This is a genomic window from Lentzea sokolovensis (assembly GCF_033949975.1).
Taxonomy (GTDB): domain Bacteria; phylum Actinomycetota; class Actinomycetes; order Mycobacteriales; family Pseudonocardiaceae; genus Lentzea; species Lentzea sokolovensis.
Genome location: NZ_JAXAVU010000009.1, coordinates 116,368 through 130,114 on the forward strand (window position 1 = coordinate 116,368; position 13,747 = coordinate 130,114).

Here is a 13,747-nt window from a genome sequence, read left to right on the forward strand (position 1 = left end):
CGCGTAGCTTCGCGCGCATGGGGAGAGTGCTGGGGGCGTTCTTGCTGGTGCTGGTGGCGGGCTGTTCGGCGCCGCCACCTGAGCAGCCCTCGCCGAATGCGATCACCACCATTCCCGAGGAACCGACCTATCCACCGGAGTTCCGGTCCGCTGAGGAGGTGGGACCGTTGACGCCGACGGACTGGCTCTACATCGGCGGCGGGGCCGCGCGGTTCGGGCCGCCGCTCTACCCGCAGTACCGCCACCGCATCAGGTACGGCGGACGTCCGACGAAGCTGATGGTCCACTTCCACAACGCGGGCGATGTGACCGTGACCGCACCGACCATCGCCTTCCGGCTGCTCCCCATCGAGTGGGACACCGAGACCATCGTCATCGGCGCTGACGGCGACGGGTGGACCTGCGAGACCACCGAGGAATCGGCGACCTGCCGCACCGCTGCCGAGGTCGCCCCCGGCGAGGTGCTGCCTCGAATCGCCGTCGAGGTGACGAAGCACCCCGACTCGGTCAGCGGCGGGCCCGGCAACGGCCACGACTTCACCGCCACGTTCGACGACATCGTCTACGAGGGCCACCTCGACTGGGACACGAGCGTCTGAGTCACTGGTCGAGCGCTCGCTCGATCGCCCGCCGCGCCCGGCCGACCGCAGCCTGGTCGTGCTGGAGCTGCATCGCCGCGTTCAGGGCGAGCCCCGCGGCCAGGATCTCGAACAACGCCTGGTCGACGTCGAACCCGTCGGCCAGCTCGCCGCCCCGCACCGCCGCGACCAGGTCCGCCCGCAGCTGTCCCTGCCAGCGCGACCACACCTCGGCCACCGCGTCCCGCACGGCGCCGGGCCTGCCGTCGTACTCGCTCAGCGCCGCGGTCATCAGGCAGCCGCCGGGCAGCAGCGGTTCGGCCAGGTAGTCGACGGAGTTCGCGCACACCGCGCGCAGCCGCCGCAGGCCGGGCGGTTCGGTCAGGGCCGGTTCGACCACGCGGTGCCAGAAGTCGACGAACGCCTTGTCGAGTGTGGAGATCTGCAGGGTCTCCTTGGTGCCGAAGTGCTTGTGCACCCCGGACTTGCTCATCTCCAGCTCCTCGGCGAGGCGGCCGATGGTGATGCCGTCGAGCCCTTCCTCCGAGGCGATCTCGGCGGCGCGGCTCAGGATCCGGCCTCGAGTGAGGAGCGCGTCGGCTGCGGAACGTCGCGGGGACATGTGACGAGAATAGCGTACGCACGTTCGCTATTGATTTGGCGAACGCTCGTACTCTAAGTTCGGCTCACCGACGGGAGGAGTGCGAGATGCGAGTACGACGACTGGGCTGGGCCGGCATCGAGGCCGAGGCGGGCGGGGCGCGGCTGGTGATCGACTACGTGCAGGACCTGTCACCGCTGTTCACCGGCTGGCGGCCGGGGATCGGGCTGGCGAGGCCGGGCGGGAAGGTCACCGCCGCGCTGGTCACGCACCTGCACCGCGACCACACCGACGCGACGGCGCTCGCCGACGTGCTGACGCCGGGAGCACCGGTTCTTCGCCCCGCGCCCGGCCACGGCGACGACGTGGACAACGTGACCACGTTGCTGAGCGAGCACGAACTGGCCGGGCATCGGCTGGCCGCCGAGGTGGTGGACACCTGGTCCGAACGCGAGATCGGACCGTTCCGCGTCACCGCCGTCCCGTCCGTCGACGGACTGGGCGATCCCCAGCTGAACTGGGTGGTGGAGGCGGACGGGCAGCGTGTCTTCCACGGCGGCGACACGATGTTCCACGGCTGGTGGTGGCTGGTCGCGCGCCGGTTCAGCCCGTTCGACGCGGCGTTTCTACCGGCCAACGGCGCGGTGGTGAACGCGCCGCACCTCCAGCCGCCGAGCCCGGTGCTCGCCGCGATGGACCCGTTCCAGGCCGCCGCCGCGGCGACGATCCTCGGAGCCCGGCACGCCGTACCGATGCACTACGAGCAGGACCAGCCGGTGAAGCTGCCCGGCTACGTCGAGGTCGCCGACCCGGAGGGTGAGTTCCGCGAGCACGCGGGAAAACGCGCGCACGTGCTCGCCGTCGGGGAGTGGCTCGACCTGGACTACTGAACCTCGACGCCCGCCCACGACCGGCACACCCAGCCGTCGCCGTCGGACTCCAGCACCACGACACCGGTGTTCGGCAGCAGGTTCTCGGCCAGTTCCACCGGCACGTTCGACGCCAGCGCCAGCGCGCCCATCCGTCCGGCGCCACCGTGCGTCACGACCATGACGGTGCCGTCCTGCCTGATCGACTCGACCGCGCCCAGGAACCGGTCCAGCACCTGCTGCCCGGTCTCGCCGCCGTCGGGAAACGCCACGTCAAGGGCGCCTTCGGCCCACTTGATGACGGTTTCCAGGTACGCCTTGTAGGCGTCGGTGTCGTTGCGGCCCTCCAGCGAGCCGACCTGGATCTCCTCCACGCCCTGCAGGATCTGGACGGGCAGGCCGAAGCGTTCCGCGGTGGGCGCGGCGGTCTGCTGGGCTCGCAGGCCGATGCTCGCGTAGACCGCGACGATCTCCTCGGCGGCGAGGCCGTCGGCCAGTTCGCGGGCCTGCTTGCGGCCCAGTTCGGTGAGCGGGGGGCCTGGCATGGCCGTGTCCAGCCTGCGTTCGATGTTCGACGCCGTCTCACCGTGCCTGACCAGCAGCAACCTCACCCGCGCTCGCCCTTTCTGACAGCATCGACCCAGGAGGCGGCTGCGGCGAACTCGGCGTTGTGAGCCTCGACGGGCCCCTGGTCGGCCTTCGGGAAGGACCCGAGGAACCGGATCTCGCGCGAGTGTCGGTGCAGCGCGGCCAGCGCGTCACCGATCCTCGGCTCTGCGATGTGCCCCTCGACGTCGATGTAGAAGCGGTACGTCCCCAGTTTGCCCTTTTGAGGGCGCGATTCGAGGCCGGTGAGATTGATGCCACGCAACGCCAGCTCGGTGAGCAGCTCGGACAGCACGCCCACGCGGTTCGGCGTGGTCACGACCACGCTCGTGCGGTCTGCGCCGGTCGGCTCAGGCAGCTGACCCGGACGCTGCAGCAGCAGGAACCTCGTGCGCGCGTCGGGCACGTCCAGGACGTCCGTCGCGTACTCGTCCAGCTTGTAGTGGTTGACGGCGACAGGGGCGGAAACGGCCGCGTCGAACTCGCCGCGCTCCACGGCGGCAGCGGCGGCCGCGGTCGACGAGGTGGCGATCGAGGTGACGCCGGGCAGCGAGGCGGCGATCCACTCGCGGACCTGGGCCAGCGCGTGCGGGTGCGACGCGATGGTGCGGATCTCGCCGGTGCCCGGACGCACCAGGACGCTGAACCGGACGTCCAGCACCGTCTCGGCCACCGCGACGACCGGTTCGTCGCGCACGAGCGCGTCCAGCGTCGCCGGCACGGCGCCCTCGACGGAGTTCTCGATCGGCACGCACGCGAAGTCGGTCGTGCCCTCACGCACGGCGGCGACGGCGAGCGGGATCGTCTCGAACGGAACGAGTTCACCCTCGAACCGCATGGCGGCCTGCTCGGTGAAGGTCCCCTGTGGTCCGAAGTACGCAATGCGAGGCACCCGCACACAGTAGAGGCGCGAATCACGCCTGTGTCGGGGGCCAATCCTGGGTTCCGCCGGGACCGTTCGAACTGGAATGCTTGGGGCGTGCCCGCTCTAGCGCCAGAACTCGTGTTGTGCGCGGTCGACGAACCGATGGCGAACGCCTGGCTCGCCGTCGCGGACGGCCGCGCCGGGGTGAGGGTGCACCGCGGGTCCGTTCTGGACATCCACGCGCAGGCCATCGTCAGCCCGGCGAACTCGCAGGGCTGGATGCGCGGTGGCATCGACGCCGTCTACGCCACGGCGTTCCCCCAGGTCGAGAACAACGTCCGCAGCGCCGTTCTCGCGCTGCACGGCGGTGAGCTCCCGGTGGGCGAGGCGCAGATCGTGGCGACCGGCGAGACCGAACCGGCGTGGCTCATCAGCGCTCCGACGATGCGCCTGCCCGGCGAGCGGCTGCCGGTCGACACCGTCCACCCGTACCTGGCCGCGCGTGCCGTGCTGATGCTCTGGCTCGGCGGTCGCCTGGAGGACGGCACGCCGGTGCGCGACGCCGTCCACACCATCGCGATGCCGGGGCTCGGCACCGGGGTGGGAGGCGTCGCACCGTCCACTTGCGCCCATCAGGTCGCCGCCGCGTGGGACGAGGCGTTCAACCCGCTGCACGTCTGAGCACCCGGCTTGTGCACAACCCTGTGGACAAAGCTGTGGACACCTGTGGACTACTGCCGTGGCGCGACCCATCGTTCGAGGTCTATCTCGTCTGTGATGGGGATGCCGAATTCCCCGACAGCCGGGATCTCCGGCTTGAGCTTGCGCGCCTCGCGGACCGCGTCCGGTCTCAACGCCGCCAGTTTGAACCCGCGGCGCTGGTAGAACCGGACCGCGTCGAGGTTGTCGTTGGTGGTCGTCAGGCGCACCCGGTTGCAGCCGATCGTGCGTGCCTGGCGGACCGCGGCGTCGACCAGCGCGGTGCCGACGCCTCGGCCCCGCCGAAGCGCGTCGATCGTGACGATCTCCAGCTGGTGGTTCGCCACCGCATAGGTCAGCAGACCCAGCACCTGACCCTGCTTCTCCACGAGGAAGCCCGGCAGACTCGCCGGGAAGAACACCTCGCCGTGCGCGACGGCGGTGTGCGCTCCCCATAGCTCGAGGACCAATCGGGCGACAACTATGCGATCTGCTTCCTCGACCGGTCGTACCGAGCCTTCTGCCATGACAAGAACTGTGCCAATTTGAGTCACACTCAGGAACAGCCATTCGACGTACGGTGGATTCGTGCCAGTGCGCGTTTTGTTGGTTGACGATCACGAAGTAGTCCGCAGAGGTCTGCGCGAGATGCTGGACGACGAGCCGGACATCTCGGTCGTGGCCGAGGCCGGATCCGTCGACGAGGCGGTGACCAGAGCAGCGGCGACGCCACCGGACGTGGCCGTCGTCGACGTCCAGCTCCCGGACGGCAGCGGCGTCGACCTGTGCCGGTCCTTGCGCGACCTTGGCATTCGTTGCCTCGTGCTGACCGCATTCGACGACGAGGAGGCACTCGTCGGCGCGATCATGGCCGGGGCGTCGGGCTATCTGCTCAAGCAGGTGCGCGGTCAGGACGTTGTCACGGCCGTGCGCGAGGTCGCGGCTGGACGGTCCCTTCTGGACCCCGCGACCACAAGCCGGGTACTCGAACGGATGCGCAATCCGGCCCCGGTTGGCCTCACCGACCAGGAACAGCGCGTGCTCGAACTCATCGGTGAGGGCCTCACGAACCGCCAAATCGGTGAACGGCTCTTCCTCGCGGAGAAGACAGTCAAGAACTACGTGACGTCCGTTCTGTCCAAACTCGGCATGGAACGCCGCACGCAGGCCGCCGCGTGGGTGGCTAAACGGGGACGGACCAGGTGAGCGTCGTCCCGTTCGGCGAACTCACCACGCGGAAATCACCACTCGCGGCCTTCGCCCGTTCGGCGAGGTGCCGCAGCCCGCGCTGAGTCACGCCGGACGGGATGCCGCACCCGTTGTCGGCGACGCGCAGCAGCAGATGCTTCTCATCGCGCCGTACGTCGATCTGGACGTGCGTCGCGCCTGAGTGCCGCACGACGTTCGACAACGCCTCACGCAACGCCGCCCGTGTGTCGTCGGCGTGCTTGCGCGGCACGTTCGCCAGGTCACCGGCCACGTGCAGGCGCGGCGCGAAGCCGAGCAGCTCACCGGCCGTGCGGACCTCGGCCTTGATCGAGTCGTGCAGGTCGGCGGAGTCGGCGGGATCGGTGTTGCGCAGCTTGCGAACGGTCGCGCGGACCTCCGCGATCGTCTCGTCGACCAGGTCGACGGCCTCCTCGATGCGGGCGCGCTGACCCGCGTCGAGCTTCTTGCCCAGGCGCCGTTGCAGCAGGCTGATCTGCACGCCGGCGCCGTAGAGCCGCTGGATGATCACGTCGTGCAGGTCGCGGGCGATCCGTTCGCGTTCCTCGTAGACCGCGACGCGCTGCCGTGCGGTGAAGCCCTCGGACAGCACGACGGCGAGGCCTGCCTGCGCCGCGAACGCCGTCAGCACGTCCACCGTCTCCTGCGTGAACGGCGGCTTGTCCCTGCGGCGGTACACGGCCAGAGCGCCGATCTTGCGGTCCGAGGTGCCGAACGGCGCCACGGCGAACGGCCCGTAGTTCCGCAGCGGCTGCGGGACGTACGGAGCCGTCCGCGGATCGTTCGCGACGTCGTCGGCCATCAACGGGACACCGGTGCGCGCGGCCTTGGCGGCGGCACTGCGCGGGCTCAAGGTCGCGACGATCGACTCACCGCTGGACGCCTCGACGGTCAGCGTGCCGTCGTCGTCCTCCGTGGCGAGCATGGCCAGGCCGAGGTCGGCGTCCGCGATCTCCGCGGCCGCCTTCACCACGAGCCGCAGCACGTTCTCCGGGTCTTCCAGCGCCGCCGACGTGATCTCGGTGGACGCGACGAGCACGCGCCGCGCCAGAGAGGGGTCCATGGTCCTCAACGGTATGCGGGTGTGCCGAGGTCCAGCACCAGGTCCGCCCTCGCCGCCTCGTCCGGGCGGTGCGTGATGTGCAGAACCGTCCTGCCGTCCTGCCTGAGCTGCCGCAACAGCCTGCGCGCGGTCGGTTCGTCGAGGTGCGCGGTGGGCTCGTCGAGCAGCACCACGTCGGCGTCGTGCAGCAACGCCCGCGCCAAAGCCAGCCGTTGCGCCTCGCCGCCCGACACCTGATCGGGCCTGATCACCGTGTCGAGCCGGTCCACCCACTCCGGCAGGCACGCCTTGCGCAGGGCCTCCTTCAAGGCCTCGTCGTCGTGCTGTCCCGACATGCGCAGGTTCTCCCTCACGGTCGTGCTGACCAGCATCGGCTCCTGCGGGCACCAGGTCGCCCTGGGCAGCTCGACGATGCCGCGTTCGGGCGGCAGGAAGCCCAGGAGCAGCGCGAACAGCGTCGACTTGCCGCTGCCCGACGGTCCGACGATCGCCACGTGCGTGCCCGGCTCGATGGTGAGGTGGAGGTCCCGCAGCGTCGGCTCGGTCGCGCCGGGCCAGCGGACGTCGACGTTCTCCAGCCGGATCCGCTTGCCGCGCGGCAGTTCGGGGCGTACCGGCGCGTCGAACTGCAGCCGTGCGCTCGCTTCCCGCAACGCCCTGCGCTGCTGAGCCGCCAGCGGCAGCGCGGCCAGCGGTTCGGCGAGGGCGAGCGGGACGAGACCGAGCACCGGGTTGCCGGTCGTGGCGCAGACCAGGGCCGCCGCACCGGTCGCGAGCAGGACGATCGCCGTGGCCGCGCCCGTGCCGAACGCCTGCCGGCGGGTCTGTCCCGCGAGCTCGACGTCCTCGGCGTGCAGCTGGGCCAGCAGGCGGTGGTGGGCGTCGTGCGCGATGAGGTCCGGTGCGGCGACGAGGGCGTTGATCGTCTCGCGGGCGACCCTGCGGCGCCCCCTGGCGAGCTTCGTGCTGGCCCGCCGCTCGGTCCAGACGGCGACGGCGGGCGCTGCGATCCCGGCCGCGAGCAGCAGACCGCCCAGTGTCAGCGCGGCCACCGGGTCGATGAACGCGAACAGGACCGTGGTCGCGATGCCCGCGCCGATCGCCACGACCGGCGGCACCAGCACGCGCGGCACAAGGTCGCGGACGGTGTCGACGTCCTCGACGAGCCGTTGCAACCCGTCCCGCCGTTGCGTCCGCACGAGCCGCAACCACAGCTCCGCGCGCAGATCGTTCGCGAGACGGAACGTCTCGTCGTGCGTCACCAACCGCTCGATGTAGCGGAGCACGCCCTTGCTCAGAGCAAACGTCCGCACGCCCACGACCAGCACCGACAGCGTCAGGATCGGCGGCATCTCGGCGGCACGGGCGATCAGGTGGGCCGCCAGGGCGGTCAGCGCGATGCCCGCGACGGCCGCGAGGATGCCCAGGCCTGCGCCCTTCCACGGGATCGGCAGGCGCTTCGGACGTTCCTGCTGCGTCTCCTCGGTCACGACCCTGGCGAACGTCTCGTCGTCGGTCGCCTCCTTCTCGCGGTGCGAGGCGAGGACGACTGCCGCCGTGTCGCTAGCTCTCTTGATCGCTTTGTCGACTTTTCGACTTGTCACCGGGTCGAGATGCGCGGTCGGTTCGTCGAGGAGCAGCACCGTCGCGCCGTGACGAACCCTCAGCAGGGCGCGCGCGACTGCGACACGTTGGCGTTCGCCCGTCGACAGGTCGGTGATCTGACGATCGAGCAGATGCACCGCCACGACCTCGTCGGCGACCTGCTCGATGTCCTCGGCACCGGGAACCGTGAGCTCCAGCTCGGCGCGCGGGGTCGCGGCGGCGAACGCGGGCTTCTGCGGCACGTAGGCGATGTCGCCGGCGACGAACGCGGTGCCGTCCGTCGGCTCCAGGAAACCGAGCAGCACCTGGAACGTTGTCGACTTTCCGGCACCGCTCGCACCTTCGAGCCGATGAATCTCCCCAGGCCGGACGTCGAAGCTGATGCCGTCCGGAGCGAAGCCGTCCCGGCGCAGGACGCGCAGGTTGTCGACGTGGACCGAACCACCGGGCAGCCGCGGCCTGGCCTTGTCCTCGTGATCGACGACCTCGGCGACGCGCCGGACCGCTTCCAGCCCGTCCTCGCTGGCGTGGTGGGCGGCACCGGCAGCGCGCAACGGCAGGTAGCACTCGGGCGCGAGGATCAGCACGACCAGCGCGGTCATCAGCGTCATGTCGCCGTGCACGAGCCGGATGCCGACACCGACCGCGATCAGCGCCACCGACAACGACGCGGCGATCTCCAGCACCAGCGCGGACAGGAACGCGATCCGGAGCGTGCCCATCGTGGCCTTGCGGTGCTGCTCACCGATCTGCCGGACCGCGCTCGCCTGCTGCTTGGCGCGGCCGAAGACGGTCAGCACCGGGAGAGCGCGGAGCAGTTCGAGGAGCTGGGCTGAAAGCAGCTCGGTGACGTCGGCGGCCTTGCGGACGCGCTTCTCGGTGTACCAGCCGATCAACGCGGCGAAGACCGGGATCAGCGGCACGGTGACCGCGATCAGCACGGCCGACGGCCAGTCGGTGAAGAGGATCCACGCACCGGCCAGCGGCGGCACGATCACGGCCGTGACCAGCGCGGGAAGGTAGCGGGTGAAGTAGGCGTCGAGCGCGTCGAGGCCCTTGGTCGCGAGCACTGACAGCTCGGCCGTGCCGCGGTCGGCGATCCAGCCGGGGCCGCGTTCGAACGACTTGGCCAGCAGCTGGGTCCGCAGCTCTTCCTTCGCACCGGCGGCGGCACGGGCGGCGGCGGACTCCGTCGCCCACGACAGACCCGCGCGCGCCAGGATCGCCACGGCCAGCAGCGGGAGGCCTTCACGGGTCGTGATCACCGACGCCAGCGCGACGGCCTGGGCGACGAGCGCCAGGGCGTTGAGGAACGCCAGCGCGCCCACCCCGACGAGGGCGCGCCTGGCGTTCCTGGAGAGCTGGGGCAGAGCTCCCAGCGGGCCTCGCTTCATCAGTGCGCCGCCGGGATGTGCTGGACGCCGATGCGCTTGCGGAACACCCAGTAGGTCCAGCCCTGGTAGACGAGTACCGCGGGTGTGCCGAAGGCGGCGACCCACGTCATGACCTTCAGCGTGTAGGGGCTCGACGCCGTGTTGGCGACCGTGAGCGACCACGCGTCGTTCAGCGTCGACGGCAGGACGTTCGGGTACAGCGTGCCGAACAGCACCACGACGCTCGCCGCGATCGCCAGTCCCATCAACGCGAACGACTGTCCGTCGCGGTCCACGGCCAGCCTCCACATCGCGAGGCCGAGGATCGCCACGACCACGGCGGCCCAGAGGCCGGCGGCGATCACGAGCAGTGCCACGAGCGGCAGAAGTGCGACGGGCGCAAGGACCAACGCGACCCGGCGAGCTCGTTCGCGGATCTCACCCTCGGTCTTCAGCGCCGTGAACACCGCGCCGTGCACCAACGCGTATCCCGCGAAAGCGAGCGCCCCCACCACTGTGTCGAGCCTGATCGCCGCGAACGGACCGCCGACGCGGTCACCGTTCGCGTCGATCGGCAGGCCCAGCACCGTCGTCGAGATCAGCAGGCCGACGCTGAGCGTGGCGACCCACGAGCCCACCACGATCGTTGCGTCCCAGGCCTTTCGCCAGCGCGGGTTGTCGACCTTGCCGCGGTAGTCGAACGCGACCCCGCGCCCGATCAACGCGATGAGGAACAGGGTCAGTGGCAGGTATGCGGCGCTCAGCAGCGCCGCATACCAGCCGGGGAAGGCCGCGAACGTGGCACCGATCGCGGTGATGAGCCACACCTCGTTGCCGTCCCAGACCGGCCCGATGGTGTTGATCATGACTCGACGTTCGCGGTTGTCGCGTCCCAGCACGGGAAGCAGCATGCCGACGCCGAAGTCGAATCCTTCGAGGAACAGGTAGCCGAGCCACAGCACGGCGATCAGCACGAACCAGAGCGTTTCCACGTCGCCTCTCCCTAGTACGCGAACGCCAGGGCGCCGTCGTCGGTCTTCTTCGGCAGCACACCGGGAATCCCGCCTCGGACGTACTTGCGGATCAGGTAGAACTCCACGACCGCCAGCACGGTGTAGACCGCGGTCAGCGCGATGAGCGAGGTCAGGATCTCGCCGGGCGTGGACTGGCTGACCGCCTGCGCGGTGAACATCCACACCCCGTCGACCCCGCTCGGGTTCGGCACCACGACGAACGGCTGCCGCCCCATCTCGGTGAAGATCCAGCCCGCGCTGTTGGCCAGGAAGGGAGTCGCGATGCCGGCGAGACCGAGTGCCGGGAACCACCAGCCGGTGGGCGTCCGGTTCTTCCGGGTCAACCAGAGCATGAGGACACCCAGCCCGGCCGAGATGCCGCCGAACCCGATCATCAACCGGAAACCCCAGTACGTCACGGGAAGCGCGGGCACGTAGTCGATCGGCTTGCCGCTGAGCTCGCCGAGCCGTTCGTCGACGGGGTAGAACTCGCCGTACTTCTCCTGGTACATCGGGACGAGGTCCTGGATTCCCTTGACCTCGCTGCTGAAGTCGTTGTGCGCCAAGAAGCTCAGCAGTGCGGGCACCGTGATGCTCTTGACGTTCTCGCAGTCGGGCCTGGTGACGTCGCCGATCGCGAAGATGCTGAAGCTCGCGGGCTGTTCGGTGTGGCACAACGCTTCCGCGGCGGCCATCTTCATCGGCTGCTGTTCGAACATCAGCTTGCCCTGCAGGTCACCGGTGATCGCCAGGACGCTGAACGCGACCACACCGACCCACGTGCCGAGCTTGAGCGAGCTGCGCCAGACCCGTTCCTCCTCCGACCTGCGGTGCAGGTGCCAGGCGGCGATGCCCACGAGGAAGGCTGCCGACACCGCGAACGCGCCCGCGATGGTGTGCGGGAAGGCGGCGAGCGTCGTGTTGTTCGTCAGCACGGCCCAGATCGAGGTGAGGCGCGGACGGCCCTCGTGCATCTCGATGCCGACCGGGTGCTGCATCCACGAGTTGGCGGCGAGGATGAAGTACGCGCTGGCCATGGTCGCGAGGCTGAACGCCCAGGCGCACGCCAGGTGGACCTTCTTCGGCAACTTGTCCCAGCCGAAGATCCACAGCCCGAGGAACGTCGACTCGACGAAGAAGGCGACGAGCGCCTCCATCGCGAGCGGAGCGCCGAACACGTCACCGACGAACCGCGAGTAGGCGCTCCAGGCCATGCCGAACTGGAACTCCTGCACGATGCCCGTGACGACGCCGGCGGCGAAGTTGATCAGGAGGAGCTTCCCCCAGAACTTCGTCATCTTGTAGTAGCGCTCGTTGCCGGTGCGCACCCACGCGGTCTGCATCGCTGCCACCAGCAGCGACAGGCCGATCGTCAGCGGCACCATCAGGAAGTGATAGACGGTGGTGATGCCGAACTGCCACCGCGCGAGTTCGAGTACGTCCACGTTGACGAGCGTAGGTGTGGATCACGGCCGCTATCAGGTACGACGGTCCCGTTCGGACTCGGGACCTAAGTCCCGTGCGCGAAGTCACGCCTTTCGGGTGACATGCGTCGGTTACGATGATTTCGCCAGAGGGGAGTAGTTCCCGCCGGAGTACGTTGCCGGTGGCGTGGTGATCGACATACTGATCCGCCTTCGAGTGGATCCGGTCCCACACCCGATGATCTTGTCGGGCGAACGAGACCTCCGGCCGGGTTGCAGCATGCCCGGTCGGGGTCTGTTGCGCCTCCGTCCGGGTTTCGTATTCGGACGTGGAGGACCTCGTGGCCACATCACTGCTCGCGTTCATCACCGCCTTCGCGGTGGTGTTCCTCGTCGAGCTCCCGGACAAGACCATGGTCGCCACCCTGGTCCTGACCACGCGTTATCGCGCGTGGCCGGTGTTCATCGGCGTGATCGCCGCCTTCGCCGTGCAGAGCGTGGTCGCCGCCGCGTTCGGTTCGGCCATCACCCTGCTCCCCGACCGGCTGGTCGCCGGCGTGGTGGCGCTGTTGTTCGGCATCGGCGCGTTCATGCTGTTGAAGGAGGGGTTCTCGCGGGACGAGGACTCCGCCGACGAATCCGGGACGAGTGCCGCCGTGCCGTTCTGGCGGGCGGCTCTGACGTCGTTCGGCGTGCTGTTCGCGGCCGAGTGGGGCGACGCCTCGCAGCTCGCGACCGCCGGCATCACCGCCCGGTACGGCGCGCCGCTGGCCGTCGGCCTGGGCGCCTGGCTGGCGCTGGTCGCCGTGGCCGGGCTGGCCGTGCTGGTGGGACGCAAGCTCGCCGGGCGGCTGCCGACGCACTGGATCCAGCGGGTGGCCGGGACGATCTTCGCGGTGTTCGCCGTGATCGCGTTGACGCAGGTGTTCTAGCCGATCACCAGACCGGTCGAAGCCCTGGCTGGTCCTCGCCGTGGACGTTCCGCAGGTACGCGGCGAGGCCCTGCTTGATGGTGGCGAGGGTGTCTTCGCCGATCGCCTCGGCCATCTCGCCCTCCAGGTCCGACCACAGGTTGTCCGCGAACTTCAGGTAGTCGCGGCCCTTCGTGGTCAGCGTGACGTACTGGGCGCGCTTGTCCGTCGGGTGCGGCTCCCGCAGGACGTAACCCCACTCGTCGAGTTCGGCGACGATCTTCGCCGCCGCCTGCTTCGTGACGCCGAGGTGCTGTCCGATGTCGACGGTCGTCGCGCGCCTCTCCTTGAGGAACCGGAAGACGTAACCGTGCGCGGGCCTGAGCGGTTCGAGGCCGATCTGCCGGAGGCGGTCGTGGAACTGGTCGCCCATGGCGCGGTACGTCATCGCCAGCAGCATCGGCACCGGTTCCATCTTGCTTCCCCGTTTTAGGTAGACAACCTGGTTGACCTTATTCTAAGGTTAGACAACTTGGTTGACTACTTTGGAGGTTGTCTTGCTGGTCACGGGGGATTCTGCGGAACTGCACGAGTTCGGCGGGTTCGAGTTCAGGTCGCTGGCCGTGCCGTCGCGCGGCAGTTCGGAGATCGCGCTGTGGACCGTCGACGTGCCGGAAGGCGGCGACGGGACGCCACACCGGGCGTCGAAGGAGGAGGTGTTCTACGTGCTGTCGGGGTCGGTGACGATCCAGGGTCAGACCGCCGGCGTCGGCGACGCCGTCGTGGTGCCGCCGAACACCGAGCTGGCGCTGACCGGTGGGCCTGCGCGGGTGCTGGTGGCCACGTCGGTGGGCATCCAGGGCACGCTGGCGGACGGGCAGACGATCACGCCGCCCTGGTCGGTCTAGCGGCG

The 13,747-nt window shown here is 69.5% G+C and carries 15 protein-coding genes; 6 read left to right on the forward strand and 9 right to left on the reverse strand.

The features are described 5' to 3' along the window. Window positions 1–17: 17 nt before the first annotated feature. Complete coding sequence (locus SK854_RS17870; RefSeq protein WP_319976238.1) at window positions 18–599, forward strand: hypothetical protein; 582 nt, start codon at window positions 18–20, stop codon at window positions 597–599. A gap of 1 nt (window position 600) precedes the next feature. Here the strand turns inward: SK854_RS17870 and SK854_RS17875 are convergent, their stop codons facing one another. After that, entirely contained in the window at window positions 601–1,200 is a 600-nt protein-coding gene (locus tag SK854_RS17875) for a TetR/AcrR family transcriptional regulator (protein WP_319976239.1), read from the reverse strand. Between the two features lie 86 nt (window positions 1,201–1,286). On the opposite strand from SK854_RS17875, the gene SK854_RS17880 reads away from it, so the two are divergent. After that, a complete protein-coding gene (locus tag SK854_RS17880) occupies window positions 1,287–2,069 on the forward strand; it encodes an MBL fold metallo-hydrolase (protein ID WP_319976240.1) in 783 nt (260 codons plus the stop codon). Here SK854_RS17880 and SK854_RS17885 read toward each other — a convergent pair. Then, window positions 2,063–2,659 (reverse strand): histidine phosphatase family protein, encoded by a 597-nt coding sequence (locus tag SK854_RS17885; protein WP_319976241.1) that lies wholly within the window; start codon window positions 2,657–2,659, stop codon window positions 2,063–2,065. The genes SK854_RS17880 and SK854_RS17885 overlap by 7 nt on opposite strands. Continuing rightward, on the reverse strand, window positions 2,656–3,546 hold the full coding sequence (gene pheA / locus SK854_RS17890; RefSeq protein ID WP_319976242.1) for a prephenate dehydratase: 891 nt from the start codon (window positions 3,544–3,546) through the stop codon (window positions 2,656–2,658). The genes SK854_RS17885 and pheA overlap by 4 nt, the downstream gene beginning before the upstream one ends. A 135-nt stretch (window positions 3,547–3,681) precedes the next feature. Here pheA and SK854_RS17895 point away from each other — a divergent pair, with 135 nt between their 5' ends. Beyond that, window positions 3,682–4,200, forward strand: coding sequence for a macro domain-containing protein (locus SK854_RS17895; protein ID WP_319976930.1), 519 nt, complete (start codon window positions 3,682–3,684; stop codon window positions 4,198–4,200). 50 nt (window positions 4,201–4,250) lie between these two features. On the opposite strand, the gene SK854_RS17900 is transcribed toward SK854_RS17895, so the two are convergent. After that, entirely contained in the window at window positions 4,251–4,745 is a 495-nt protein-coding gene (locus SK854_RS17900) for a GNAT family N-acetyltransferase (RefSeq protein WP_319976243.1), read from the reverse strand. A 61-nt stretch (window positions 4,746–4,806) separates the two neighbouring features. Here SK854_RS17900 and SK854_RS17905 point away from each other — a divergent pair, with 61 nt between their 5' ends. Continuing rightward, the gene (locus SK854_RS17905; RefSeq protein WP_319976244.1) at window positions 4,807–5,424 is read left to right on the forward strand and encodes a response regulator transcription factor; all 618 of its coding nucleotides are present in this window, start codon (window positions 4,807–4,809) and stop codon (window positions 5,422–5,424) included. Here SK854_RS17905 and SK854_RS17910 read toward each other — a convergent pair. The 4 genes from SK854_RS17910 to SK854_RS17925 are packed head-to-tail and all read right to left on the reverse strand — an operon-like array spanning window position 5,402 to window position 11,944. Then, window positions 5,402–6,508, reverse strand: coding sequence for a GAF domain-containing sensor histidine kinase (locus SK854_RS17910; RefSeq protein WP_319976245.1), 1,107 nt, complete (start codon window positions 6,506–6,508; stop codon window positions 5,402–5,404). The two genes, SK854_RS17905 and SK854_RS17910, sit on opposite strands and share 23 nt — an antisense overlap. Window positions 6,509–6,513: 5 nt before the next feature. Then, complete coding sequence (gene cydD / locus SK854_RS17915; RefSeq protein ID WP_319976246.1) at window positions 6,514–9,507, reverse strand: thiol reductant ABC exporter subunit CydD; 2,994 nt, start codon at window positions 9,505–9,507, stop codon at window positions 6,514–6,516. Continuing rightward, complete coding sequence (gene cydB / locus SK854_RS17920) at window positions 9,507–10,478, reverse strand: cytochrome d ubiquinol oxidase subunit II (RefSeq protein WP_319976247.1); 972 nt, start codon at window positions 10,476–10,478, stop codon at window positions 9,507–9,509. Before cydB ends, cydD begins: the two co-directional genes overlap by 1 nt. A gap of 11 nt (window positions 10,479–10,489) precedes the next feature. Then, window positions 10,490–11,944 (reverse strand): cytochrome ubiquinol oxidase subunit I, encoded by a 1,455-nt coding sequence (locus SK854_RS17925; RefSeq protein ID WP_319976248.1) that lies wholly within the window; start codon window positions 11,942–11,944, stop codon window positions 10,490–10,492. Window positions 11,945–12,264: 320 nt separating this feature from the next. On the opposite strand from SK854_RS17925, the gene SK854_RS17930 reads away from it, so the two are divergent. Further along, a complete protein-coding gene (locus SK854_RS17930; protein WP_319976249.1) occupies window positions 12,265–12,855 on the forward strand; it encodes a TMEM165/GDT1 family protein in 591 nt (196 codons plus the stop codon). 4 nt (window positions 12,856–12,859) lie between these two features. Here the strand turns inward: SK854_RS17930 and SK854_RS17935 are convergent, their stop codons facing one another. Beyond that, on the reverse strand, window positions 12,860–13,309 hold the full coding sequence (locus tag SK854_RS17935) for a MarR family winged helix-turn-helix transcriptional regulator (RefSeq protein WP_319976250.1): 450 nt from the start codon (window positions 13,307–13,309) through the stop codon (window positions 12,860–12,862). A gap of 82 nt (window positions 13,310–13,391) precedes the next feature. Here SK854_RS17935 and SK854_RS17940 point away from each other — a divergent pair, with 82 nt between their 5' ends. Next, window positions 13,392–13,742, forward strand: a complete 351-nt coding sequence (locus SK854_RS17940; RefSeq protein WP_319976251.1) for a cupin domain-containing protein — start codon at window positions 13,392–13,394, stop codon at window positions 13,740–13,742. Window positions 13,743–13,747 lie beyond the last annotated feature (5 nt).

Bases quoted from the DNA above. Each gene is read 5' to 3' on its own strand.
- SK854_RS17870 (WP_319976238.1), top strand. From the start codon at position 18: ATGGGGAGAGTGCTGGGGGCGTTCTTGCTGGTGCTGGTGGCGGGCTGT.
- SK854_RS17895 (WP_319976930.1), top strand. From the start codon at position 3,682: ATGGCGAACGCCTGGCTCGCCGTCGCGGACGGCCGCGCCGGGGTGAGG.
- SK854_RS17935 (WP_319976250.1), bottom strand. From the start codon at position 13,309: ATGGAACCGGTGCCGATGCTGCTGGCGATGACGTACCGCGCCATGGGC.
- SK854_RS17900 (WP_319976243.1), bottom strand. From the start codon at position 4,745: ATGGCAGAAGGCTCGGTACGACCGGTCGAGGAAGCAGATCGCATAGTT.
- SK854_RS17910 (WP_319976245.1), bottom strand. From the start codon at position 6,508: ATGGACCCCTCTCTGGCGCGGCGCGTGCTCGTCGCGTCCACCGAGATC.
- cydD (WP_319976246.1), bottom strand. From the start codon at position 9,507: ATGAAGCGAGGCCCGCTGGGAGCTCTGCCCCAGCTCTCCAGGAACGCC.
- SK854_RS17875 (WP_319976239.1), bottom strand. From the start codon at position 1,200: ATGTCCCCGCGACGTTCCGCAGCCGACGCGCTCCTCACTCGAGGCCGG.
- SK854_RS17880 (WP_319976240.1), top strand. From the start codon at position 1,287: ATGCGAGTACGACGACTGGGCTGGGCCGGCATCGAGGCCGAGGCGGGC.